Here is a 24,006-nt window from a genome sequence, read left to right as displayed (position 1 = left end):
CATTTTGAGGCACTTGTCCAATTGAAACTCGCGAAGGTTGTTTCGCAAAATATTCGTTTAACATCTTGGCCGCGAGTAACGACAGCCGGATGGAAAAAATGCGGGGTCCATCATGCCGCCGAAATCACTACACGTAAGAGGGTTTTGCACAGACATCAATACGATGCAGCTGTGTGGATGTGGTTGTGGATTTGGCACCCTCCAGAGCATAAATTGCACACTGTCCACACCTTAAAAATTCCGACGAATGCCGACACTCTAACTAAGTGTTCAACCGGCTTGCAAGACACAGCCAGTATAGGAAAGTCGCTATACGGACAGTCCGACGATTGCGACCTATTAAGCGAGCGGGCGCGGCGGGGTCTCGACGGCGCGCGGCGGGGATATGCAGGGGGGGGCCTGGCGCGGGGCAGGGGGCGAGGGTGGCCCTGGCCTGCGTGCGTGGGCCTGGGGCTGTGCCTGCGGGCCGTAGCTTTGTCGCTGGGTGCGGACAAGGGGCTGTGGGGTGGGCATGCAAAAGGCCCGCGCTGTGGCGGGCCTGTGGGGCCGGGTGCGTGGCTGGCGGCGCGTGCGGCGCGGGCCGGGCCTGCTGTGCGTGGGCTGGGGCGCCGGCCTGGGCCGGGCTGGCTGTGGTATCCGGCTGGCAGACGGCGGGTGCCGCTACTCGGCGGCCTGGCTCTCGTCCAGCTGGTAAGGCTTGAAGCGCACCACCTCCCGGCCCGCCTGCGCGTTGATCGAGCCGGCTATGTCGGTCTGCAGCGTGGTGATCTCATTGCGCGCAAAAACCATTGCAGCTTTTTCCACATCACCGAAGCCGCCCGTGTTGTTTGGCAGCATGCCGATCAGCTGCGGCGGCACCCGGTGCGCGGCCAGAACATCGTCGCGGCTGCTGTTCTTGATATTCAAGAAGTCATCTTTGGCCGCCACCTCACTGATAGGGATCAGCTGCAGGCCGTCCTTCTTGCCGCCTGGCGCATAGAAGAAGACGTTGCGGAAGTTGCCACCGTTCTTTGTCTGGGTCAGCTGCTTGCGCAGGGCGTCAATGTCGCCCTGGCTTTGGGCCGGGTCAGTCGCGTACAGGATGAAGCCTGCGTGCGAACCGTTGTTGTAGTAGCGGCGGCGGAATAGCGTTGCGCTTTCGTTGAGCTGGGCCGACTGCATGGCACCCAGGTAGCCGGGGACACCATAAATTTCCTGATGCAGATCGGGCTCGCGCAGGTGCAGGATAGACCCGGCTTTGAACTCGTGCGGCGACTGCAGATCCGTCACGAAAAAGAATCGCCCCGGATCGATGCCCACCCGCATGTATTTGGCCAGGGCGTGGCGCAGTACCAGCTTGTCACCCAGCTGGTTTTCGCGCCACTCCAGATAGCCGTTGCCAAGCACGCAAAAGTTAAAGGCCATGGCCTTGAAGTCTGCGGCGCTCAGCCACTGGGTGGGGATGAACGTGCTGGCCAGGATGTTGACCTTGCAGCGTAGGGCTGATTCATGGTGCGCGCCCACGCGTAGCAGACGGGCCAGCGCAGCCAGGCTGACGAGTGGCTCATACCATTCGCCGTTCTGCACACACTCGGCATACTCCATCAGCGCGCTGCGGCCACCTATCACGGGCTCGGGCTCGCCAAAGCTGAACGCCTGCACGTTGGACGGCTTGCCCGACTGGATGACTGGCGCAGGAGAGGGTGCGGCCATTGCGGGCGTGCGCTGGGGTTGCGCGGGTTTGCGTTTTCTCATTAGGGGTACACCTCGATAAAGGATTGCGTTTGCGGCGTGGCCAGGCCGGTGCCGACTTCCAGCGCTTCGTTGCTGAGCGCGTTCATGCACGCCCATGCCAGATCGGAGTGGCCGGTATCTTTGCTGCGGCCCGCTGCGTACGTCACGCTGCGGCCGCTGGCCGTCATCTCGCGCTTGATGGCCATGAACGAGGCGGCCAGCTCTTTGTTGCCGGCGTCCCACTGCAGGCGCTTGGACTTGATGACCTGCAGGGCTTTCATCACCAGCATGGTTTTGCTTTCCACGCTGTAGTTGATGCCCCGGGCAGCCGGGAAGAACTTGACCACCAGCTGGTAGACGGCATTGCCAATACTGGTCTGGTCGATGGTGAGCTGCTGCACGTTGTAGGTGTCGCAAATCTTCTTGATCTCGGCTGCCTGCGCCTCAAAGTCCAGTCCGCGCAGCTGCCTGGTGTGCAGCACGCGCAGGGGGCCGCCTGGTGTCTCAGGCGGGGCCAGCACCACCAGGCCCGCGCTGTCACCGTTCAGGCTGGGGTCATAGCCCACCCACACCGGCTGCCAGCCAAAGGGCCGCTGGGCGAATGCCTTGAAGTCTTTCCATACCTCCCAGCTGTCCACCAGGCACGGCTGCAGGTTGGTCAGCGGAAAGACGCTAAACGAGTCATCCACAAAGCCGCACATCAGCAGGTTTTCAAACTCTGGGTCGGAGTACTCCAGCCGCAGTTCGTCCAGGTCGAAAAGATCGCAGCCCCCGGCCTCGGCGTCCAAGATGTTGACGATGTGGCGCCACACCTTGTCTTCGCCCGTGAAGCCGCCCGCCAGCTTGCCGTGGGTAATGTCGATATCGGTCTTGAACTTGCGCGCAAACTTCTTCGCGCTCCACAGGTCATAGGCCGCGTGCTGGATGCTCGATGGGGTGCTGAAATAGGTTTTGCGCCACTTCTTGTGAATGGCCATGCCGCTGGCCACCTTGTTCAGGCGCTCGAAGTCGGTTGTCCAAAAATACTCATCGAAGTAGAAATTGCCGTGGTAGCCCTGGGCTGTGCGCGCATTGCTGCCCAGGAAGTGCAGCTGCGCGCCGTTCGCCAGAATGATCGGTTCGCCTTTCAGCTCCACCTGGCAGACCTCAAAGACAAACGCCTGGATGTACTGCTTGAAGATGTGCGCCTGGGCCTTGCTGGCAGACAAGAAAATCTGATTGCGCCCCGTCTCCAGCGCATCAATCAGCGCCTCGCGGGCAAAGTACCAGGTGGCGCCGATCTGGCGGCTTTTGAGAATCTGGCGCGTGCGCTGGTGGCTGTTCTGCCACCAGGTGAGCTGGTACTTGAAGCACGATTCAATGAAGGCATCGCGCAGCTGCTCGATCTGCTCCTGCGATAGGAAGTTTTTGACGGGCTGCTTTTTGGCGGCTGCGTTGCGCGCATCGATATTGGGGTTGAGATCGCGCTCGCGGCCCGACTGGCGGTAGTTGCTGATGCGCGCGAAGCGCTCCATTTGCCGCCCGAGTAGGTCAATTTCCTTGTAATCGCTGCCGGTCTTTTCAGTCTTGGCCACCAGCTGCGCGTAGCGCGTCTCCGTCACGCCCTCGGCGCGCTGCGTGGGGCTGGCCTCTGCCCAGCGCTCGGCCTTGTGCCAGCCGTGCAGGGTGGCGCGGGCCACGCCCAGCTTTTCCGCAATGTGGGTCAGCTTCCAGCCCTGCCAATACAGGTCACGGGCCTGACGCCGCAGGCCGGCCCCGCCATCGGTGACGGCGCTGCACTCGCCAGCGGGCAGGCCGTCAATCGCAAACGGCAGGCCCTTGCCCTCGGGTGAAATCTCTTTGAGGACAGCAGCGGTAAACGCCTGTTCGGGCGTCACCGTGGTGATGTGCGGTCCGCATTTGCCGCGCGATTTCGCAAGGCGTTTGACGGCGCGCGCCGGCACGCCGCTGTCAGCGGTGGCAGTGGGCGCGGGGCAGGTTGGTGGCTTTTGCGGTGCTACTTTCATTCCTCCAGTGTCTGCCGCGCGCGCGCGGAAATCGACAAGTGGAAATTGTCCGAAACGCAGCCACAGCGCGCGGTGATTGCTACAAAAACAGGGTGCGCGGAACATAGCGATAGATCAACAACCGCTTAACCGAGCCGCACCATGCCAAGCAAATTCTTTCGAGTCGCCACCGAAGGCCAAACCACCGATGGCCGCGAAATTACGCGCGCTGAAATCGAGCAAATGGGCAAAAGCTACAACCGCCAGAAATACGGCGCACGTATCTGGCTGGAGCATCACCGGGGCACCGTTCCTGGCGGCCCCTTCGACGCCCTGGGTGATGTGTTGGCAACGGAAGTTCGTGATGTCGAGGACGGGAAGAAAGCGCTGTTCGCGCAGATCGAGCCCCTGCCGACGCTGATCGAGATGAACAAGAAGGGCCAGAAGCTCTATAGCTCCATCGAAATCCACCCCAATCTGCCTGGCACTGGCGGCCCTTACCTCTTTGGACTGGGCGTTACGGACAGCCCTGCCAGCCTGGGCACCGAGGTGCTGAAGTTTTCGCAAGGCGCCGCTGTCAACCCATTTGCTGGACGCAAGACCGACAAGGCAACGCTGTACAGCGAGGCCATTGAGACCGATCTGGGATTGCAGGCCGACGAAGAAAGTATGGCCAGCGGTGTGCTGAAAAAGTTCAGCGACCTGATCGATGGTTTCAAGGGCATGGTCGCCGCCAAGCCTGCAGCAGGTGACAACACCTTTGCCGCCCAGACCGTGGAGGCACTCGGCGTGGCTCAAGACGCCATGCAAAAGCAAGCCAAGGAAAACGCCGACCTGCTGGAGAAGTTCAACAAGCAGGGCGATGCGTTTGCCACTCTGCAGCAAAACTTCGACGCACTGAAGGCCAAGCTCGAAGGCACCGAGAACCACAGCGACAAGCGCCCAGCTGCCACCGGCAAGGATGCCTCGGAGCTGGCCGACTGCTAAGCAAGCTACAGCCGCTCAATAGCCGCTCTCACCAACAACCGACACCAGTTTTTATAGGGACGCAATCATGCGCAACGAAACTCGATTTAAATTCACCGCCTACGTGGCGCAGCAAGCCGCGCTGTCCAACGTGGCAGACGCCGCCGTCAAGTTCGCCATCGCGCCCAGCGTGCAGCAAACCTTGGAGCAACGCATTCAAGAGTCCAGCTCCTTCCTGGGCAAGATCAACATCGCCCCCGTCGATGAAATGATGGGCGAGCGCCTGGGCCTGGGCGTGAACGGCCCCATTGCCAGCCGCACCGACACCAGCGGCAACGATGAGCGCAAGCCCACCGACGTGTCGGACATGAACAGCCATAAATACATGGCAGTGCAAACCAACTATGACACCGCCATTCGCTATGCCAAGCTGGACATGTGGGCGAAGTTTCCGAACTTCCAAAAGCTGCTGTCGGGCGCCATCATCCAGCAGTGCGCGCTCGACCGCATCATGATCGGCTTCAACGGCACCAGCGCAGCGGTTAACACCAACCGTGCAACCAATCCCTTGCTGCAGGACGTAAACAAAGGCTGGTTGCAAGACCTGCGCGAGAACCGTCCCGAAGGTGTGATGAAGGCCGGCCAGACGGCGGGCAAGGTCAAAGTAGGCATGGATGCAGCCGGCCAAAAGCTGGCCGATGCGGACTATGCAAGCCTGGACGGCTTGGTGTACGACGCCCGCCATGCGTTGATCTCGCCCATCTTTTCCGAAGCTGCCGACCTTGTAGCTATCGTGGGCCGCGACCTGATGCACGACAAGCTGTTCCCCATCGTGGACAGCCAAAGCGCACCCACCGAGATGATCGCCGGTAGCCTGGTGGTCAGCCAAAAGCGCCTGGGCGGCCTGCAGGCTGTCACGGTGCCATTCTTCCCGCCCAACGCCGTGCTGATCACCAGCCTGGACAACCTGTCCATCTACTACCAGGCCAGCGCACGCCGGCGCATGGTCAAAGACCAGCCCGAGAAAGACCGCATCGCCACGTTTGAATCGTCCAACGATGCATTCGTGATCGAGAACCTGGAAAAGGCCTGCCTGGTCGAAAACATCGAACTGGCCTAAGCCCAGCGCACCGGCCTGCCATCGGCGGCTAAAAAAATAGGCCGCTCTTTAGCGGGCCGGTGCCCACCAACACCAAGCGGGGAACATCCACATGCGACAGACACCAGCCCAAGCGCACTACATGCGCACCATGGCTGCCCTGGCGGCCAGCGCTGGCAGTGCCACCGACGCCTACGGCCAGACTATCGGCACCGCCTACGAACTGCAGCTTGTCCAGTTGCACCAACACCGCATTGCGCTGAAAGACCTCAAGAGCAATGAGCGCAAGGCCGAAGCCAAGCGCGCCATGCTGCCCGAATACGACGCCTACCTGGCCGGGGTGTTTGACACCAAGCCAGGCACGCAAGACGAAGTGGTGGCCACCATCCTGATCTGGGCCATTGACGCGGGCGACTATTCGCGCGCGATGCTCCTGGCCGAATACGCCCTGGCGGCTGGCATCAATCCGCCCGACAACTACAACCGCGATATGGCCAGCGTGGTGGCCGAGGAAATCGCCGAAGCCGTACTGGCTGGCCGTCTTGCTGGCCCCGAGGCCGTTTCTGTCACCCAGCGCGTGCTGGAGCTGACCGCCGAGGCCGACATGCATGACCAGATCAAGGCCAAGCTGAACAAGGCTGCAGGCTGGGCACTGCTGGGAAAGACCAACAGCCAGGACATTGCCATGGATGCCAAGGGCCGCACGCTGCAAGTGTGCAGCGCGGCCCTGCCATACCTGCAGCGCGCTATGGAGCTTGATCCAGTGCGCGCAGGCGTCAAAAAAGACATTGAGCGATTGGAAGCGCGCCTTAAAAAGTAGCGCCCCAATCGCCGAACCAGTCGCACCCCGCGAGCCGTGGCGGCCCCAGGGCAAAGGCAGCATTGATTTGCCACCGCCTGACGCCCTGGGCCACCGCCACACCTAACACCCTGAAAGCCTGACGCCGTGAATTCGCCCTTTGTCGCTGTCGCCAACCCGCCTATCAAGGGCGCCGAGCCATCGGTGACCAATGACGGCTGGTGGCCCGATGTGAACTGCGAGAAGCTGCGCGAAGACGCCAGGCTCGACGGCACCGTGACGCCGCCCCGCCTGCTGCTGGCCGTGGAAGAGGCCATGCTCAGTGTCAACAGAGAGCTGGGCGACTGGCAGGCCGCGCAGATGGCGCTGGGCTATGCCAGCCTGGCCGATGTGCCAGCCACCCAGCTGGGCGGCCAGAGCGTGAAGCTCAAGCACTACCAGCGGGCCATCCAATCGCATGTGCAGTCGCAGCTGGCCAGCGCCTACCGCGACATTGACACGCTGCCTGATGGCGCGGGCAAAGAAAGCCGGGTGCGCAGCGCGCTGGAGATCCGGCAAGACAGCCTCGACACCCGCACCCGCCACGCCATTGCCGACCTGCAGGGCTTGCCCCGCGTGATTGCCGAGCTGCTATGACCGGCGCGCAAAACACCATCACCGTGCGGGCGCTGCAAAACGATGTGCTCGATGCGCTGGTAAATCGCCACCTGGGCAGCACAGCGGGCCACGTAGAGGCCACGCTTGCCGCCAACCCGGGCCTGGCCAAGGTGGCCATGGATATCCCCATGGGCATGCCCGTTCGCCTGGTCAAGGCCGTGCAGCCCGTGCAAGACCGCATCAACCTTTGGGACTGACGACACGATGAACAAGCTGCAAACCTATTTGACCGAAGCCGGTGTGCCCGCTGAGCTGCACGCCCAGGCGCTGGCCAGCCTGCAAAGCGCGCGCAAGCCTGCATTGATCCGCTTTTGGCTGGGCCTCACTGCCCCCATCGTGTGGCTGTTCATCGCTGCACTGCTGCCCCGCAAGGCCGAGCAGCTGCCGCGCTGGCTGCGCTGGTACGACAATAACATCAGTATCAACGGGGACCGCTCTGACTGGGCGCTGATCGATGGGCGGCATGTGCGCATGCCCGCGCCCGACGAAGATGTGGTGCGTGACGATGGCCAGCATGTGAGCTACCGGCCGCCGTACAGCCCGCGCAGCTTCTTGCCGCGCTGGAATTTCAACGGCATCCGCAACCGCTGCGGCTGGCTGGCCAAGAAGTGGGGGCAGCCCCTGGATGGCATCGCCTATCGCGCTGGGCTGCCGGTGCTGGATGGCGAATGGGGCAACCCAAATATCGGCCGCCAGGTGATGGGCATCCGCGTGGCGTGCGCCAGTGGCGTCTGGCAGCTGGTGCGCACCAGCAAGCTGTGGGGCGGCACCAAGACCGAGAACTACGGGTTTGAAGTCCTGAACGCCAACACTATCGACCGCTTTGCTACATGCACATGGACGGCCTGGAGCTGGAAGGGGCCAAAGAAATGAACATCGAAGAAGCCGCACGCGATGCGGCCATTGCATCTGCGGGCGGAAAAACCGCGCTGACCAGCGGCGGCGCGCTGGTGGGCTGGGGCCTGCTTAGCAGCGAATGGGTGTTTGGGATCATCGGCGCCTGCATCGGCATTGCAGGCCTGGCCGTGCAGTACTACTTCCAAAAGCGCCGGCGCGACGATGACCGCAAGCAAGCCGCCGACGAGAACCGCCGCGCCGAGGAAATCCACAAGCTGAAAATCCAGCTCTACAACAAGCAGCTAAACGGCGTGCCCAGCCCTGACGCGTCGGTGATCGTCAGCCCGCCGCCCACGCGCAGCAAGCAGACCGATCTGCCAGTTACCGACTTTGGAGGGCTGCCCGATGACTAGACCCCTGCCATACGTGCCCAAGGGCACCATCATTGCCAAGGGCGCCACCGCAGTGGCGGGCGCCGTTGCAGCCATCCTGCTCACCACCTTGCCGGTGGACGAGGGCCGGGTGCTGCCTGCCTATCTCGACCCGGTGGCCATCCCCACCATTTGCGAGGGCTGGACGCGCGGCGTAAAGCTGGGCGATGTGGCCACGAACGCCGAATGCGATGCGCTCACCCTGCAGGGCATACAAGAGGCCTGGCAGCTGTTTGAGCGCTGGGTGCCCGCCGAGGTACGCGATGCCATGCCCGACTCCAGCGTGGCCGCCTTCCTCTCTTTCATCTACAACGTCGGCCCGGGCGCGCCAGGCGTAAAAGACGGGTTTGTCTACCTGAAAAAGGGTACTTACAGCACCATGCTGCGCCTGCTGCGCGGCGGCGATGTGGCAGCTGCCTGCCGCCAGTTGCCCGCCTGGGCATCGGCCAAAGAGCGCAAGCTGCGCGGCCTGGCCTTGCGCCGTGATCGGGAGATGGCCATGTGCCTGAAAGACCTCAAGCCATGAAAAAGCAAACCGGCGTCATCGACTGGCTGACCGTCATCGTCTGCGCCGCGCTGCTGGCGGCCCTTTGGGCGGGCTACGGCTGGGCATACCGCAATGGCTATGCCGCGCGCGACCAGATCGCCCAGCAGGACGATGCCAAGCGCCAAGCGGCTGAGCGCACCGAGGCCGCCCGCCAGGGCGAGGCCAGCCGCACCGCAGACAACCAGCTGCGCGACCAAGCCGCGACCCTTGCCCGTGAATTACAGGAGAGCAAAGACCATGCAAAAACTATTGAAGCTGAGCGCGACCGCGCTTTGCGTGCTGGTAGTCAGCGGCTGTCAGTCCGCACCACCAGCTGCGCCGCCCCCGCAGTACCTGCTGAGCGAGCCGCCCAGCATGCCGGCGCTGGGCCTCAAGAAGCGCGAGCCGAACTACTGGCAGAGGATGCAGCCGATATTGCAGCCATCACCGCCGACGCCGAAGACGCCACCCGCGAGCTGAACAGCTGCATAGACCAGTACAACGCGGCCAAGCAGGCGCTGGACGATTGGAAAAACACCATCTGGAAAGGCCCCAAGCATGTGGAAGCTGCAAAGCCTGCGCACCCTCATTGAGGCCGCAGTCCCTGACCTCAAGGCCAACCCCGAAAACCTCATAGTCCTGGCCAGCTCGGGCCAGGCCGTGACGACGATGGCTAAGAGCCTATCGTTTGAGTACGCCTACACCATTGAAGTGACCGTGCTGGACTTCACCGGGCACACCGATGCGCTGTTTGTGCCGCTGATCGCCTGGCTGCGCGTCCACCAGCCCGAGCTGCTGCTCAACCCCACCAGCCAGGCCACCGGCCTGCAGTTCCAGGTGGAGCTGCTCAACACTGCCGGAGCCGATATCGGCATTCGTGTGCCCGTCACCGAGCGCGTGATTGTCACCGCCGACCCCAGCCACCCCACGCGCCTGATTTGCGACCACCCCGCCGAGCCCCAGGTAATCGGTACCAACCGCTTGCCCGAGCATTGGCAGCTGTGGCTTAAAGACCAGATGCTGGCCGAATGGGACATTCCCACCCCGCCAGAAGAAGCGCGGTTTGTGCTGTAGCCCATGGCAGACTTTCGCGCCATTGAAGACTGGGCCGGCCACCTGCTGGCCAAGCTCGATGGCACAGCGCGCCGGCGCCTGGCCGTGGACATTGCGCGCAAGCTGCGCACGGCCAACACCCAGCGCATGCGCGCCCAGACTGACCCCGATGGCAACGCTTGGACACCGCGCAAGGCACCCAGCGGCGCATTGCGCAGCAAGCGCGCCCAGGTGCGCCAACAGGCCCAGCAGCGCAAGCCCATGTTCGCCAAGCTGCGCATGCAGCGCAACATCCGGGCGCACAGCGAGGGCGGCAACGCGGCGGTGGTGGAGTTCGTGGGCCGCGCCCAGCGCATTGCCCGCGTGCATCACAATGGCGAAACCGATCTGGTGAACCCTGGCGGCCCAAGCTACGACTACCCAGCCCGCGAGCTGATCGGCATCAGCAAAGATGACACCGATTGGCTGCGCGAATACCTGCTGGACTACCTGAGCAAGTAGCGGCCACCCGCTGCAAAAAATGTGCGAGGCGCAGCCACAGCGCCCGCTGCTGGCCTTCCGCGCGCGCGCGGCCGACACTGGCCGCATGCCCCCAAACACCAGCCCAGACACCAACCCGCTAGAGCTTGCCCGCCAACTCGCCAACGTGGCGCGCCTGGGCACCATTGCGGCTGTTGACCTGGGCACCGCGCGCTGCCGCGTCAAGACCGGCGACAACGAAACCGATTGGCTGCCATGGTTTACAGGCCGTGCCGCAGGCGAGAAGGGCAGCCAGTGGTGGCCGCCTGTCAAGGGCGAGCAGTGCATGGTGCTAGCCACGGGCGGCGACATGGGCCAGGGCTGCGTGCTGCTGGGCGTGTACAGCGACCGCATGGCCGCACCCAGCAAGCAGGCAGACACCTGCCGCACTCAGTTCAGCAAACAGGACTACAGCGAAACCGCCAAGGGTGAACACCTGCTGCACCTGGACAAGCGCGTGCGCTTTGAAGTGGCAGAGGGCTGCAGCATCACCATGGAGGGGGACAACATCACCCTGCAGGCCGGTAGCACCACGCTGAGCATTGGCCCTGCCCAGATCACTGCCAACGTCGATGTGATCGCCCAGGGCATCAGCCTGGTGAACCACCCGCACAAGGGCGTCCAAAAGGGCCAGGCATTGACGGAAGGTCCGGTGCCAGCATGATGAACGCCCAGACCGGCACCCGCATGGATGCCATCAGCCACCTGCGCCAATCGGTGATGGACATCCTGACTACGCCCATCGGCAGCCGGGTGATGCGCCGCGACTATGGCAGCCTGCTGCAGGCGCTGGTCGACCAGCCCGACAACCTGATTGCGCAGACCCGCGTTTTCTCCGCCATCCAATCGGCGCTGATGCGCTGGGAGCCGCGCATTGAAGTCAAGCAGATCAAAAGCCTGCGCGACCCAAGCCGCCCCGGCTATGCCGAGTATCAAATTTTGGGAACCTACAACAGCGACTTTGGCGCAAGCCAGCCGCTGCGCCTGTCGGTGTCCATTGCTTGGGGGGCATCCGCATGATCGACCTGGCCACACTGCCCGCGCCCGCCGTAGTCGAAGCCCTCAACTGCGAAACGATTCTGGCCACCAGCAAAGCCGACCTGGCCAACCTGCTGCGCCCGCACTTGCCCGCTGTAGACGATGTACTGGCCCTGGAGAGCGAGCCGCTCACCAAGCTGCTGGAAGCCTTTGCCATGCGCGAAACGGCTTTTCGTGCGCGCGTCAACGATGCGGCCCGTGCCCACCTGCTGGCCTTTGCCAGGGGCGCCGACCTCGACCACATCGCGGCCCTGGTGGGCGTCACGCGCATGGATGGCGAGGCAGACGCCCGGCTGCGCACCCGTGTGCAGCTGCGCATTGCGGCCCTGGCCAGCCAGGGCACGCGGGAGTACTACGAGTATCAAGCGATGACCGCCAGCCTGAACGTGCGCGCAGCCATGGCCACCAGCCCGCTGGCTGGCAAGGTGCTGCTGCAGCTGTGGTGCCAAGACCAGGCGCAGGCCGCCGCCACGCTGGCGGCTGTCACTGCCGTGCTGAACAGCGATGCCGGGCGCATGCTGGGAGTGCCCATCACGGTGACCGTGGCCCAGCCAAAGGCCGTCAACATCACCGCCAACATCTACCGCAACCGCAATGCCCCGGCCAACCTGCAGCAACTGCTGCAGACCCGGCTGCAGGATGCCTTTGCCAGCATGGCCGACCTGGGCGCCACTGTGGCGCGCAGCTACATCACCACGCTGCTGCATGTAGAAGGCGTTGTGACGCGGGTGGAATACCCCGACAGCACCGCGCCTGCCGAAGTGACCGCCATTCCTGTGGGCTACTTCCCCACCCTGGGCCAGGTGCTGCTGGTGGACATGGGGGTGGCATAGCCATGGCCGGCCCCAAAGTCTCCCAGCGCCACCGCAGTGTGCTGCCCCCCAATGCCAGCTTGCTCGAGCGCGCCATTGATGGCAACTTTCCAGCCGACTGGGGGAGCCTGGCCGACCAGGCTGAGCCCGCCGCCGATCCTGATGTGCTGCTGCCCTGGGTAGCGGCTCAATGGCAGCTCAGCCAGTTCGACCGCTACTTTGCCGATCCGCGCGAGCTGCTGGCCAAGGGCCTGCCATGGCTGCGCGAGCGCGGCAGCGCCGCCGCCGTCAAGCGGGCCATGGGCTGGCTGGGTTACGCCGGCGTGCGGATCGAAGAGGACGGCGCGCGCTTGCACATCAGCCCTGGCCGCGAAGTCTCCATTGCAGATATGCAGCACATCGCCTACATGGTGCGGGCCAGCATCCCGCTGCATGTGAAGTTTTACCGCCTGTTCCATCGCTATGACCTGCGCCGCATCCGGCTGGACAACCGCCCGCGCCTGGACAGCGGCATGCTCGACAGCGACAGCGGTGTGCCCATCGATGTGGGCGGCGAAGTCATCCTGGGCAGCCAGGGACAGTTTTTTAACGCGGTGGCCCAGCGCCCCCGCAACGCCATGGTGCGCACGCTGGCCACCATCGGCTGGAGCTTGACCACGCGCCGCAGGGATGTGCTGCGCCTGGATTCTTGGCGTCTTGACCGGCGCTTGCGCAAGGCCCCGCGCCTGCTGGCCACCAATGTGGAAGCACCCAACACCCCAGCCTATGCCCGGCTGCCCGCTCAAGCGGTCTATGGCAGGGCCTATGCCACCACGGCCGCCGCCCGCAACGCGCAGCCAGCGCTGGCACGGGCGGACACCTATTGCGCCGTGGTGCCGCGCACTATCCGCGCCCGCACTTGGACGGGCTTCTGGGATGGCCACGCCTGGCAAGAGTCTGAAATCGCAACCAAATACACCGAGGAAAACACACCATGACAGCAGCCGTTTTGCAAGATGCTGGCCGCATTGCCCTGGCCAAGGCCCTGGCCGCCATGCCCGCACACTTTGCGTGGGGCCGGGGTGATGGCGCCTGGCCGGCGCCGCCCGCCGTGCCCAGCAACCGCACCACCTTGCTGGCAGAGGTGGGCCGGCGCCTGGCCACCATCGTGCGCTATGTGGTGCCCGCCACCGAGGCTGATTTTGATGTGGAGATGGACGCCAAGCAGTTCTACAAATTCAGCGCCGACCCCACGCCATATCTGTACCTGCGCGCCGAGTTTTCCACCGATGACGCCCTGAACGAAGAGATCCGCGAATGCGGCCTGTTCTTTGGCACCGTGGCCAAGGCTGGCGTGTCTGCGGGTCAGCGCTACCTGAAACCCGAGCAGGTGCAGGACGCGGGCTTTATCTACCACCTGACCTACCGCAGCAAAGCAACGCGCGAGGGCCAAAAGGCCTACGAAGAAGCGGTGTTGCCTCTGTAAATCCCGGGACAAGCAATGACCATTTACAAAACCTTTGGCCGAGCTGACGGCTTTGTCAGCGTGGATCACCATGCAGACCGCATTCTGCAGTCGCGCGAGTTGAACGACAGCCAGGCCATGCAGCAGGACGCGCTGCGCCGGATCGCAGACGGCATTTTTAGCGACGGCGATATTCGTGAGGGAGCCCGCTGCGCCATGAGCGCGACCACCGGAATTGCCGCCATGGAGGCCGGGAGCATCTACATTGCCGGTCGCATCCACGATGTGGCCGCTGCGCTGGTGGAAGTGCCGGTACTGGGCACCCAGTATGTGGGCATCTACCTGGAAACCACGACGGTGACGGCGGTCGATGACCCGCGCCTCTACAACCCAGCGGTGGAAGGTGAAGGGCAGAACGAGCCAGGTGCCGACCGCACGCGCATGGTGGCGCGCTGGGGGCTGGCTGGCAGCCAAGACCAGCCGGGCGACTTCTTCCCCGTGTGGACGATTGAAGACGGGGTGGTCAAGCCCCGCGAGGCGCTCAGCAGCAACAGCCCAATCATGGGCGCCATCAAGGACTACGACATCGCGAGCACTGGCGGCGGCAACTACGTGGTGGACGGCATGACCGTTCTCATGCATGTCGATGACCAAGACGGAAACCAGATCTACACCGTCAAGGCCGGTGAAGCGCATGTAGGCGGCATAGCTGTGTTTCGCCCAGTTGACAGAACCGTGGTTTATGCCGCAGTGCCCAACACCATGCAGGTGCTGAGCGAGCCCCATGCCGCCAGCGGTGAAGCCTTGCAGACCATCACCTTTGACCGTTACCCGGTTTTGAAGCCTGCCACTGTGCGCGTGCAGCGCAAGAAAACCCAGCAGGTGAACCGGGGGCCGGTGCTGGGTGGCGCTGACCAGCTGAACGAAAACAGCGTGGTCAAGATCAACAGCATCAAGCTGGGCGGAACCACCTATTACGAGCCTGCCGACTTCAAACTGACGGCGGGGCAGGTGGACTGGAGCCCTAGCGGCGCAGAGCCAGCGACCGGCAACCTGTATACGGTGGAGTTTGAATTCATCAGCATCGAGCCGGTGCTGAACCAAACGCCCACCACGTTCCAGATTGCGAACCCGGTCAACGGCACGGTGCATTACGTGGACTATGAATTTGCCATGCGCCGCTATGACCGCCTGGTAATGGATGACCAGGGGGTATACAGCGTTATCAAGGGTGTGCCTGCCACCTGGCAGCCAGTGCCGCCCGATGTGCCTGACGGCCAGCTGCTGCTAGCCACCGTGTACCAAAGCTGGATGCAGGAAACACGCCGCCTGATTCTCGACAGCTGGCGTATGGTGCCCATGCAGACCATCGCCAACTATTCCAACCGCATGGACGATATCGAGCTGGACTTGGCCGAGCTGCGTTTGGCTACGGATGTGAACGGGCGCTACAGCGGCCTGAAAAAGGGCTACTTTGCTGACCCCATGCGCGACGACAGCATGCGCGACCAGGGGCTCGAGCAGACTGCGCAGATTCTCGACGGCGCGCTGCAGCTGTATGAGGACTTTGGCGCCCATCTGCTCGATGACGGCAAGACCTCGTATTCGATGGGTTTCGATATCGTGACGGGCCTGCGCCAAGCAGCGTACAGCCGCAGCATGGCCATCAACCCCAGCATTGGCGTAGGCCAGCTGCCCGCGTCTGTCATCCTGGCGCCGCCCATTGACCGCTGGGAAGTGCCGGGCGTGCGCCAATATCCCAAGGGCGTGAAGTTCCATTACAACCCGATCTGGAACCCGGGCCAGACGGTGGCCAACAGCGTGCAGGCCGAGTTTGACAAGACCTTTGATAAATCGCTGGTCGATACCAGCGATCTCTACCTGCGTGAGATCGATGTGGGTGTGACGCTCACCGGCTTTGATCCGCTGGAGCCGGTCAAGTCGGCCACTTTTGACGGCCAGCCTGTGGCATTCAAAAACGCCCAGGGCCAAACGCCATCGGCCAATGCGCAAGGGGTGGTGGAGGGCAGCTTCAAGGTGCCAAAGGGCATCACCGTGGGCACCAAGCGCGTGCGCATCGAAGGAGACAACGGAAGCTATGGCGAAGCCAGTTACACGGGATCGGCCACATTGAAACTGCAACTCTATTACCTGTACAGCGGCAACTTTATTACTGCCGGTGTAGGCATCGAAACGGTGAACTATGTCTTATAACGTCCTGACCCAAGCCATCAACCCACCTACTACCTGGCAGTCTGCTGGTGCCAACCTTTTCTTTGCACGAAAGGGTCAGGCCGTGCTTGTCAGCATCAGCCGGGCCGATGAAAAGGGTTTGCCCAAAAACGAGCTGGCCACCGTGCGGCTGGAACCCGACCAGATCAACACCGTGGGCGCTACCCCTGTATCCTGGCCTGCCCCCGTGCTGATGCAGGCCGGCGTGCCCTATGCCCTGAGCATCAGCGCTGCCGATACCGACACCGCGCCCTATGTGGCGCAGGTGGGTGAGGTCAACCAGGCGGGCGGCTATGTTACGCAGCCGCCTGCAGAGATTGGTGCGCTCTCGCACACGAACGAATCGGGGGTGGTGACCAAATACTCCAACCGGTTCTTGCGCTTTGAGCTGCTTGCCGTGCAGTACAAGCAGACGGCAGAGACCTTTGTGGTGGGGCAGCAGCCAGTAGTGAACGCCACCAATCTGACGGTGAATGCGGGCGCCATTCAGCCGGCGCCCGATGCCCAGGTGACCTACCAGCTCAAGCTGCTGGACGATCAAGGCGCCGTCAAAGCCACCCACGACGTGGATGTGGCGCAACCCATCCAGCTGGCTGCGCCACACACTGGCGCCGTGCAGGTTGAGGCCACCTTGCGCCGCGCCGCCAATGGCCTGGCCCCGGTGCTGGAGCAAGGCACCGTGCTGGTGGTGGGCAGCTTGCTGACCCAAGGAACTTACATCACGCCTGCGGTGCAGCTGGCAGGGGGCAACGCCATTACGGTGATTTTTGAGGCCAGCTTGCCAGCGGGTTCATCCGTGAAGGTGGCCTGCAGCACCGACAACGGCGCAACCTGGGTAGATGTGCCTTTTGAAAGCAGCAGCGCGCAGACGGCTGGCAATGTGGAGCTGACCCACAAAAAGACCGGGCTGGCAGGTGCTGCGCTGCGCGTGCGCCTGCAGTTGTTGGGCAACACCAATGCCCGACCCAAGGTGCGCAACCTGCGCGCAGTGATTCTGTAAGGGTTTGGCCATGGCAATCCAAGACGACATTACAGACTACTTCGGGCTGGAGTTGCCCTACGCGGGCAACCCGCTGGAAGTGGATGTGGAGCGCCTGCGGGCGCTGGGCCGCGCCGTTGACAACGCGCTCAATGACCTGCGCGAGCTGATCGACACCAAGGCCGAGGCGCAGGCGGTAGACGGCGCGCTAGATGCGCTGCAGAAGGCCATCAACGACATGGGCGCCGCGCGCGTGCAGTCGGTCAATGGGAAAGCGGGCGTCAACATCACCTTGGCGCGCGCTGATTTGAAGCTGGGCCCGGCCAACGGGCCCAGCACCACCAGCATTGCCTATGACACCAGCGGGCGCGTGTCGGTGGTGACTGAAATGCTGGACGCCAAGCAAGCGGTGACGGTCATCAGCTATGACGCTGCCGGGAACGTCAAAACCGTGGTCACCACCTATGACGGGCGCAAGCGCACCGAAACCATGACCTACAACAATGGGCGGCTGGAAAGCACCACCGCAACAGAGGAGGGAGTATGAGCACTTCTTTATTGGCCCAATCCCTTGCAAAGCTGGGCGAGTTGGCCACAAGCCTGGGCACTGCGCTGACCAACATCGCGGGGGTGCAGACCACCGCCAACACCATTCGCACGGACGTTACCAGCGCGCGCGACAACGTGAATGCCACGACAAATGCCGCACGCGACAACGTTAAAAGCCATGTGACTTCGGCGGTAGGTGGCATTGTTAGGCAGAGCTATACCGTTTTACCCACGGTGATTTGGCTCAATGGAAACGGAGGCGCGGGCGGCGTTATATATGCCGATATTCCGATTGGTGCTGTTAATGTCAATAAGGCATTTATTCAGCCTCAAAGACTTCTAATTTCTCAGGGTGGCATTGCGTATTTGACGTACAGATTCATTAGCAGCACGGTTGTCCGCGTTGAGGCGTCTTATGGATCAAACGTTACAGCTGGCTCAAATTGGGTTGTTGGTTTTAGTGTTACGGAGTTTTCATAATGGCAGCCTCTTACGCATTTACGAATGATGTTGGGATATGCATCGTGGAATGTAAGTACCCTTTTGCGCTCGATCCGCTGCCTACCAATGCAATCTTGCTGAAACAGGGTGAGACGCGCATCGGCCAAAAGTGGACGGGCAGCAAGTGGGTGCCCGTGGTGGCCCAGGCCGACCAGCGCCCGGCCATCGTGGTGGAGAACATCACCGCCGATGCAGGCAGCAATGCGCACACCATCATTGCAGACAACTTCGCCGAGGTGCGCACCAGGGTGGGCGCTATGCTGGCCATCTCCGTGCGCATGGAAGTGGGCGGCCAGCTCTACCCGGTCAATGAGGCATTCGATATGCCTATCACCAGCGTGGACGGTCGCGTGTACCCCAAGCGGGTGCTGTTTGAAGCGGGCCGCGCCACGTTCACCATCACGATGACCGAGCCCCGGATCTGGAACGTCACGGCGGAAATGATCAACAGCGGCCTCCCCCCTGAAAAGCAGATGCGCTTTGCCGGCCTGCGCGTGGTGGCCGCCGAGATTTAGACCCGCTTCCCACCCAACCCACAACCCGCCCAGGCGGGTTTTTTTGTGCCTGGCGCAGCCACAGCGCCCGCTGCTGGAGTTTCGCGCGCGCGCGGCAGACACTGACGGCTACAGAGAAATCAAGCGCGCCCATGCACAGGCTTGCGCACCCATTCACCCTTTGGAGTATCCGAATATGGCAACAGGAAACCTGGCCAATTACCACCACGGCGTGCGCGTTGTCGAAGTCTCGGGCGGCACCGCTGAATTGCGCATTCCATCGACTGCGGTCATTGGCCTGGTGGCCACCGGCCCCGATGCAGACCCGGCTGTTTTCCCGCTGGACAAGCCTGTGCTGTTCAGCAGCATCAGCAAGGCCCAGGCAGCAGCCGGCAGCGAAGGCACGCTGCCCCAGGCGCTGGCCATCATCGCCGACCAAGTGCGGCCCATCATCATCGTGGTGCGCGTGGCCGAGGGTGTGGGCGAAACCGACGAAGAAAAGGCCGCAGACCAGACCAGCAAGGTGGTGGGCGACTACATCAACGGCAAACGCACCGGCATTCAAGCTTTGCTCGATGCGCAGTCCCAGCTCAAGGTAAAACCGCGCATCCTGGGCGCACCGGGCCTGGACACCAAGCCTGTGGCCGAGGCGCTGACCGCAGCCGCTGAGAAGCTGCGCGCCATGGCCTATGTGTATTGCGATGGCTGCCAGGATGTGAGCGAAGCGCTCGAATATGCGGACGGTTTCGGCAAGCGCGAAACCATGCTGATCTGGCCCAACGTGATGCGCTGGGACTCGACCGCCAAGGCCAACGTAGTGGTGCCTGCTGTGGCATTTGCGCTCGGTGGCCGCGCCAAGATCGACACCGAGCAAGGCTGGCAAAAGACCATCTCCAATGTGCCGCTCAACGGCATCACTGGCCTGGAGCATGCTGTCTTCTTTGACCTGCAAAGCACGGCCACCGATACCGACCTGCTCAACGAAGGCAAGGTGACTACCTGGATCGCGCAGGATGGCTATCGCCTGTGGGGCAGCCGCACCTGCTCGATTGAACCCGAATTCACCTTTGAAAGCGCGGTGCGCACTGCACATGTGCTGGCCGACACCATGGCAGAGGGCCATTTCTGGGCGGTGGACAAGCCCATGCACCCTAGCCTGGCCAAAGACATCATCGAAGGCATCAATAGCCGCCTGCGCAGCCTCCGGAGTGGGGGCTACATCTTGGGCGGCTCTGCGTGGCTCGATACCGAGGTGAACGCCACCGAGACCCTCAAGTTCGGAAAGCTCACTATCGACTACGACTACACCCCAATCCCACCGCTTGAAGACTTGGGCTTTATCCAGCGCATTACTGACAAGTATTGGGGCGACTTCGCCCAGCGCGTGGCCACGGGCCTGTAAGCGCACCCACAAGGCCACCACGCATAAGGAAGCAACACCATGGCACTGCCACGCAAACTCAAAAACTTCATCGTCTTCAAAGACGGTATCAGCTACCAGGGCCAGGCTCCCGAGGTCACTCTTCCGGTACTCACCCGCAAGATGGAGGACTATCAAGCCGGTGGCATGGGCGGCCCTGTCAAACAAGACTTCGGCATGGAAGCCTTGTCCATGGAATACAAGATGGCCGGCTGGGCTGATGGCAGCCACAGCGGATTTGGCGCCGTGCGCCATGACGCCGCGATGATCCGCTTTGCCGGTTCGCTGGACAACGAAGATACCGGTCAAGTGGATGTGGTGGAAGTCGTTGCACGCGGTCGTATCAGCGAAATCGACAAAGGCTCTGCCAAGGTAGGCGAGGCCACCGAGCACACCTACAAGATGGAACTGAGCTACTACAAGGAAGTGCTCAACGGCCAGACCATTGTCGAAATCGACTTTGTGAACATGGTCGAGATCATTGACGGCGTGGATAACCTGGCTGCCACACGCGCGGCGCTGGGTATCTAAGCCCGCAACCCTACGCAGCTTTGCCAAGCTGCTGGGCGTGCCTCTGTACGGGGCTGCCCAGTTCCAACAGCGGGCCGCGCATCAACCCGTGCGCCCGCTGTCTTTTTGATAACCCGGAGAAGAACATGCAAACAGCTGAGCAAATCGAAACCACTATCAATGGCCGCAAGTGCGCTACCGTCGTGCTGCAGGAGCCTGTTAAGCGCGGAGAAACACTCATTGCCTCCATTCAATTGATGAAACCGCGCACCGCTGACCTGCGTGGCCTGCAAATCCCCCAAGTGCTGGAGATGGATGTGGATGCGCTGACCAAATTGCTGCCGCGCATCACGGTGCCTACCCTCACCAAGCCCGATATCGACAACCTTGACCCGGCTGACCTGGTGGCTTGCGCTATGGGGGTGGCCGGTTTTTTGGTGCCGAAGTCGGCCATGGATCTACCCCTAGCGTAGAGGACGCCATAGCCGATATAGCGTTTTTGTTTCATTGGCCGCTAGATCAGTTGGAGCAAATGGAGTTGGGGGAGCTGCTGAACTGGCGGCGTTTGGCGGTGGAGCGGCACAACGCTATCAAAGCACCGCCAGAGAGAAAGGGTTAAGATGCCACGCTATGAGCGGATTCATCATATTTACATTGGCAGTGCTGGGCATCTTGGTGTTGCTCGGCGGTGCCTTTATGTTTATGTACTTCTCGGGCTTAGCCGGGGGCGCGGTGATGAATCGCATAATGCGCGCCAATGGTTATCACGCGCCATCCCAGTCCGATGCTGCCGAAACTTCGCAGCAACGGCTGCGCGATATGGCCGAAGCCGAGCGCATCGACGCGCTGCTGCGCGATTTCGACCGCGTGACACACAGCAAGTAGTAATTAGCGGCATGGCGCCACGGGGGCGTCATGGTTGATAAGCTGCGTTTAGAAGTCCTGCTAGCTGCAGTCGATAAGGTTACCGGGCCATTGCGCAAAATCGCTGTGGGTAGCAAGGCTACATCCAGCGCAATCGGTGACACTGAAGCAGCTTTGAAGCGACTGCAATCGCAGCAGCGGCTGGTCCAAAAGCTGGAGAACTCCAAGCCCGGGCTTACTCAGGAGCGCGATAAGCTGCGCGTCCTTAACGAGCAGATTGCCGCCATGCGTGCGCAGGGCATAGCTAACAAAAAGCAGATTGCCGACAAGCAGCGAGAAATTGCCCAGCAAGCGGCGGCCTATGAACGCCAGCGCGCGGCCGTGATGCGTCTGCGCTCTGAGGTAAATGCATTGGGGCTGGGAAAGGTCTCTCTTGCGCAAACCAAGCTGGCCAGCGATATCGCAGCCACCAATACCCAGTTGGACGCGCAAAAGCGTAAGTTTGAACAACAGCGACAAGTCGAAGAACGGCTAGCTGCGCTTCGGGATAAGCACGCCACGACCATGACAAAAATGGGCATGTGGGGTGCCACTGCTGCAGGCGGGATGATGGCCGGCCAAAAGATCAAGTCCACCTTGATACCGGCGGTAAACACCTATGCTGATGCAGAGGATGCACAGTCCCAGCTGAAAGTCTCGTTCATGCAGGCAGAAGGCAGCGTTGTGCCTGAGTACGAGCAGATTTTGGGGTTGGCCAACAAGCTGGGCGATAGGTTGCCGGGCACGACCGCAGATTTCATCAAGATGTTCACTGTGCTGCGAAAAGAGGGTATGAGCGCGCAGGCAGTGCTGGGCGGCCTTGGCGAGGCTGCGGCGAATCTGGGGGTGCTGCTGCAAGTAGCTCCGGAAGAGGCCGCAGCCAAGATGGCCAAGATGCAAGATTCTCTGCGTGCAACTGAAAAGGAAATGCCGGAGGTTGCTGACCTCATGCAGCGCGCCAACTACTTGGGCGCCGATATGTCGTTCATGCAGTCAGCAATGGGTAACGCAGCACCCGTGATGGATGTGATGAAAGTGCAGGGCGCTGAGGCGATGCGCATGCTGGCACCCATGGCCGTGATGATGAATCAGGCGGGTATGGAAGACGGCGGATCGGTCGGCAATGCCGTCCGCAAGATCTACGACCGTGCCATGAGCAAGAAGAAGGTCGGCAAGGCGAACGAAGCCTTGAAGAAAGCCCGGGCCGGGTTCAGCCTGGACTTTACGAATGGCAAAGGTGAGTTTGGTGGCATGGAGAAGCTGTTTGCTCAGCTCGACAAGCTGCGCGGACTTTCCATGCAAACGCGGGGGGAAGTCATCAATGAGCTTTGGGGAGACGACGCTGAAACCAATCGGGTATTGACCAAATGGATCAATGACAACCTGGATGGATACAAGCAAACCGTGCAGAAGATGCAGGAGCAAGCTGACCTGCAAAAGCGCGTCAATGAGCAGCTGTCCACGCTGAAAAATGTAGCTGATGCCGCAGGCGGCGCCTACAGCAATCTGCTGAAGGAACTTGGCGCAAGCATTGCCCCGGAAATCAAGGCCATGCTCAATTGGCTGGGCGCCTTGGCTGCGGCCACTAAAGACTGGGTGGTGGAGAATCCTCGTCTCGTTAAAACGCTGATGCTGATTGCAGCCGGTTTGGCGACGGTTCTCACGGTCGGTGGCGCTTTGGGGATGGGCCTGATCGCGTTGCTCGGGCCGATGATGATGTTGCGCTTCTTATCAGCCCGGTTCGCTCTCAACCTGTTGGGTGTCGCTGCAGCGGGTGGCAAGGCCGGGGCCGGTGTCGGTGTAGTCGCACGCGGTGTCGCAGGGATGGTGGCAGGTTGGCAGACTTTCCGAAAATTGGGCGTTGTCGGCTTGCTCACCACTATGAGCGCGCGCGCTGTGGCCGCGTTTGGTTCCTTGCGCACGATGGGCGGCATTGTGGCTGTGTTCAAGGCGGGGTTGGGTGGCCTATTCAAACTGGTGTTTGCCTTTGCCAGGGCCAACCCGCTGACCGCAATTGTTCTGGGCATAGCCGGCGTGGCCGCTGGTGTCTATGCGCACTGGGACAAGATAAAGGAGTATTTCAAAGCTGGCGAATGGTGGAGCCTTGCAAAGGAGATTGGCGCAGCCTTGGAGTGGGGCTTGAATGCCGCCACCTTGGGAATGTATGAGTTCGTCAAGTCCATGGTGCTCAAGGCCTACCACGCAGCCAAATCAGCGGTGGTGGGGCTTTTCAGCAGTGAAGAAGGCACCGAGCCTGGCTATCGCAAATGGACGCCGCATGATGCGCTGGGCAAACCAGGCATGGATACGCTTCGCCCCGGTGCGGGTGATGCAACGATGGCCCCCATGCTGACGATGGCACCGGTTGCGGCCACGGCTGGGCCAACCATTACCACCACCAATAACATCAGCGTGACGGCGGCGCCTGGGATGGATGAAAAAGCTGTGGCCCGGGCTGTGAGTTTTGAAATCGACCGTCAAAACCGCGCGAAAGCTGCACGCATGGGTAGCGCGCTCTACGACACCAACTAGGAACAGA

30 protein-coding genes are annotated in these 24,006 nt (G+C 61.9%); 28 read left to right on the top strand and 2 right to left on the bottom strand.

Annotated elements, in window-relative coordinates:
* Positions 1 to 511: 511 nt before the first annotated feature.
* Positions 512 to 694 (top strand): hypothetical protein, encoded by a 183-nt coding sequence (locus DCO45_RS22800; RefSeq protein ID WP_133248220.1) that lies wholly within the window; start codon positions 512 to 514, stop codon positions 692 to 694.
* On the opposite strand, the gene DCO45_RS19765 is transcribed toward DCO45_RS22800, so the two are convergent.
* Together DCO45_RS19765 and DCO45_RS19760 are read right to left on the bottom strand one after the other, a co-directional pair.
* Entirely contained in the window at positions 661 to 1,734 is a 1,074-nt protein-coding gene (locus DCO45_RS19765; protein ID WP_347707651.1) for a phage portal protein, read from the bottom strand. The two genes, DCO45_RS22800 and DCO45_RS19765, sit on opposite strands and share 34 nt — an antisense overlap.
* Positions 1,734 to 3,719 carry a terminase family protein gene (locus DCO45_RS19760; RefSeq protein WP_116927412.1) on the bottom strand — a complete coding sequence of 662 codons (1,986 nt, stop codon included), beginning with the start codon at positions 3,717 to 3,719 and terminating at the stop codon, positions 1,734 to 1,736. Before DCO45_RS19760 ends, DCO45_RS19765 begins: the two co-directional genes overlap by 1 nt.
* A gap of 141 nt (positions 3,720 to 3,860) precedes the next feature.
* Here DCO45_RS19760 and DCO45_RS19755 point away from each other — a divergent pair, with 141 nt between their 5' ends.
* The 27 genes from DCO45_RS19755 to DCO45_RS19630 all read left to right on the top strand — a co-directional run bounded on the left by DCO45_RS19755 (position 3,861) and on the right by DCO45_RS19630 (position 23,999).
* Complete coding sequence (locus tag DCO45_RS19755) at positions 3,861 to 4,685, top strand: GPO family capsid scaffolding protein (protein WP_116927411.1); 825 nt, start codon at positions 3,861 to 3,863, stop codon at positions 4,683 to 4,685.
* Positions 4,686 to 4,752: 67 nt separating this feature from the next.
* Entirely contained in the window at positions 4,753 to 5,784 is a 1,032-nt protein-coding gene (locus DCO45_RS19750; protein ID WP_116927410.1) for a phage major capsid protein, P2 family, read from the top strand.
* 91 nt (positions 5,785 to 5,875) lie between these two features.
* Positions 5,876 to 6,583: a phage terminase small subunit gene (gene gpM / locus DCO45_RS19745; protein ID WP_116927409.1), complete on the top strand. Its 708-nt coding sequence runs from the start codon at positions 5,876 to 5,878 to the stop codon at positions 6,581 to 6,583.
* A 126-nt stretch (positions 6,584 to 6,709) separates the two neighbouring features.
* Complete coding sequence (locus DCO45_RS19740) at positions 6,710 to 7,198, top strand: head completion/stabilization protein (protein WP_021024756.1); 489 nt, start codon at positions 6,710 to 6,712, stop codon at positions 7,196 to 7,198.
* A 17-nt stretch (positions 7,199 to 7,215) separates the two neighbouring features.
* Positions 7,216 to 7,416, top strand: coding sequence for a tail protein X (locus tag DCO45_RS19735; RefSeq protein WP_027010375.1), 201 nt, complete (start codon positions 7,216 to 7,218; stop codon positions 7,414 to 7,416).
* A gap of 7 nt (positions 7,417 to 7,423) precedes the next feature.
* Positions 7,424 to 8,092 (top strand): hypothetical protein, encoded by a 669-nt coding sequence (locus DCO45_RS19730; protein WP_116927408.1) that lies wholly within the window; start codon positions 7,424 to 7,426, stop codon positions 8,090 to 8,092.
* Positions 8,089 to 8,469, top strand: a complete 381-nt coding sequence (locus tag DCO45_RS19725) for a holin (protein ID WP_165841239.1) — start codon at positions 8,089 to 8,091, stop codon at positions 8,467 to 8,469. Before DCO45_RS19730 ends, DCO45_RS19725 begins: the two co-directional genes overlap by 4 nt.
* On the top strand, positions 8,462 to 9,013 hold the full coding sequence (locus tag DCO45_RS19720; RefSeq protein ID WP_116927406.1) for a lysozyme: 552 nt from the start codon (positions 8,462 to 8,464) through the stop codon (positions 9,011 to 9,013). The genes DCO45_RS19725 and DCO45_RS19720 overlap by 8 nt, the downstream gene beginning before the upstream one ends.
* Positions 9,010 to 9,606: a lysis system i-spanin subunit Rz gene (locus DCO45_RS19715; RefSeq protein ID WP_116927405.1), complete on the top strand. Its 597-nt coding sequence runs from the start codon at positions 9,010 to 9,012 to the stop codon at positions 9,604 to 9,606. Before DCO45_RS19720 ends, DCO45_RS19715 begins: the two co-directional genes overlap by 4 nt.
* Positions 9,572 to 10,087: a phage tail protein gene (locus DCO45_RS19710; RefSeq protein ID WP_116927404.1), complete on the top strand. Its 516-nt coding sequence runs from the start codon at positions 9,572 to 9,574 to the stop codon at positions 10,085 to 10,087. The genes DCO45_RS19715 and DCO45_RS19710 overlap by 35 nt, the downstream gene beginning before the upstream one ends.
* 3 nt (positions 10,088 to 10,090) lie before the next feature.
* Positions 10,091 to 10,567, top strand: coding sequence for a phage virion morphogenesis protein (locus DCO45_RS19705; RefSeq protein WP_116927403.1), 477 nt, complete (start codon positions 10,091 to 10,093; stop codon positions 10,565 to 10,567).
* A gap of 85 nt (positions 10,568 to 10,652) precedes the next feature.
* Positions 10,653 to 11,249, top strand: coding sequence for a phage baseplate assembly protein V (locus tag DCO45_RS19700; RefSeq protein ID WP_165841238.1), 597 nt, complete (start codon positions 10,653 to 10,655; stop codon positions 11,247 to 11,249).
* On the top strand, positions 11,249 to 11,605 hold the full coding sequence (locus tag DCO45_RS19695) for a GPW/gp25 family protein (protein ID WP_116927401.1): 357 nt from the start codon (positions 11,249 to 11,251) through the stop codon (positions 11,603 to 11,605). Before DCO45_RS19700 ends, DCO45_RS19695 begins: the two co-directional genes overlap by 1 nt.
* Entirely contained in the window at positions 11,602 to 12,456 is an 855-nt protein-coding gene (locus DCO45_RS19690) for a baseplate J/gp47 family protein (RefSeq protein WP_116927400.1), read from the top strand. Before DCO45_RS19695 ends, DCO45_RS19690 begins: the two co-directional genes overlap by 4 nt.
* A gap of 2 nt (positions 12,457 to 12,458) precedes the next feature.
* Positions 12,459 to 13,412, top strand: a complete 954-nt coding sequence (locus DCO45_RS19685; RefSeq protein WP_116927399.1) for a phage tail protein — start codon at positions 12,459 to 12,461, stop codon at positions 13,410 to 13,412.
* The gene (locus DCO45_RS19680) at positions 13,409 to 13,900 is read left to right on the top strand and encodes a hypothetical protein (RefSeq protein ID WP_116927398.1); all 492 of its coding nucleotides are present in this window, start codon (positions 13,409 to 13,411) and stop codon (positions 13,898 to 13,900) included. The genes DCO45_RS19685 and DCO45_RS19680 overlap by 4 nt, the downstream gene beginning before the upstream one ends.
* A 15-nt stretch (positions 13,901 to 13,915) precedes the next feature.
* A complete protein-coding gene (locus DCO45_RS19675) occupies positions 13,916 to 16,093 on the top strand; it encodes a DUF4815 domain-containing protein (RefSeq protein WP_116927397.1) in 2,178 nt (725 codons plus the stop codon).
* 82 nt (positions 16,094 to 16,175) lie between these two features.
* Positions 16,176 to 17,111 carry a virulence-associated protein gene (locus DCO45_RS19670; protein ID WP_243419430.1) on the top strand — a complete coding sequence of 312 codons (936 nt, stop codon included), beginning with the start codon at positions 16,176 to 16,178 and terminating at the stop codon, positions 17,109 to 17,111.
* Between the two features lie 10 nt (positions 17,112 to 17,121).
* A complete protein-coding gene (locus DCO45_RS19665; RefSeq protein ID WP_116927395.1) occupies positions 17,122 to 17,637 on the top strand; it encodes a hypothetical protein in 516 nt (171 codons plus the stop codon).
* Complete coding sequence (locus DCO45_RS22795; RefSeq protein WP_133248219.1) at positions 17,634 to 18,119, top strand: hypothetical protein; 486 nt, start codon at positions 17,634 to 17,636, stop codon at positions 18,117 to 18,119. Before DCO45_RS19665 ends, DCO45_RS22795 begins: the two co-directional genes overlap by 4 nt.
* Before the next feature lie 95 nt (positions 18,120 to 18,214).
* Positions 18,215 to 18,655: a hypothetical protein gene (locus DCO45_RS19660; RefSeq protein WP_133248218.1), complete on the top strand. Its 441-nt coding sequence runs from the start codon at positions 18,215 to 18,217 to the stop codon at positions 18,653 to 18,655.
* A 190-nt stretch (positions 18,656 to 18,845) separates the two neighbouring features.
* On the top strand, positions 18,846 to 20,036 hold the full coding sequence (locus tag DCO45_RS19655; protein ID WP_347707652.1) for a phage tail sheath subtilisin-like domain-containing protein: 1,191 nt from the start codon (positions 18,846 to 18,848) through the stop codon (positions 20,034 to 20,036).
* A gap of 39 nt (positions 20,037 to 20,075) precedes the next feature.
* Positions 20,076 to 20,585 carry a phage major tail tube protein gene (locus tag DCO45_RS19650; protein WP_116927393.1) on the top strand — a complete coding sequence of 170 codons (510 nt, stop codon included), beginning with the start codon at positions 20,076 to 20,078 and terminating at the stop codon, positions 20,583 to 20,585.
* Between the two features lie 125 nt (positions 20,586 to 20,710).
* On the top strand, positions 20,711 to 21,037 hold the full coding sequence (locus DCO45_RS19645; protein ID WP_116927392.1) for a phage tail assembly protein: 327 nt from the start codon (positions 20,711 to 20,713) through the stop codon (positions 21,035 to 21,037).
* Entirely contained in the window at positions 20,974 to 21,183 is a 210-nt protein-coding gene (locus DCO45_RS19640) for a GpE family phage tail protein (protein ID WP_116927391.1), read from the top strand. The genes DCO45_RS19645 and DCO45_RS19640 overlap by 64 nt, the downstream gene beginning before the upstream one ends.
* An 11-nt stretch (positions 21,184 to 21,194) precedes the next feature.
* The gene (locus DCO45_RS19635) at positions 21,195 to 21,449 is read left to right on the top strand and encodes a hypothetical protein (RefSeq protein ID WP_133248217.1); all 255 of its coding nucleotides are present in this window, start codon (positions 21,195 to 21,197) and stop codon (positions 21,447 to 21,449) included.
* 30 nt (positions 21,450 to 21,479) lie between these two features.
* Complete coding sequence (locus DCO45_RS19630) at positions 21,480 to 23,999, top strand: phage tail tape measure protein (protein ID WP_116927389.1); 2,520 nt, start codon at positions 21,480 to 21,482, stop codon at positions 23,997 to 23,999.
* The last annotated feature ends 7 nt before the right edge of the window (positions 24,000 to 24,006 follow it).

This window comes from Comamonas sp. JNW (assembly GCF_003105075.1).
GTDB lineage: Bacteria > Pseudomonadota > Gammaproteobacteria > Burkholderiales > Burkholderiaceae_C > Comamonas > Comamonas squillarum.
This window is presented reverse-complemented; position numbering and strand designations above follow the sequence as displayed.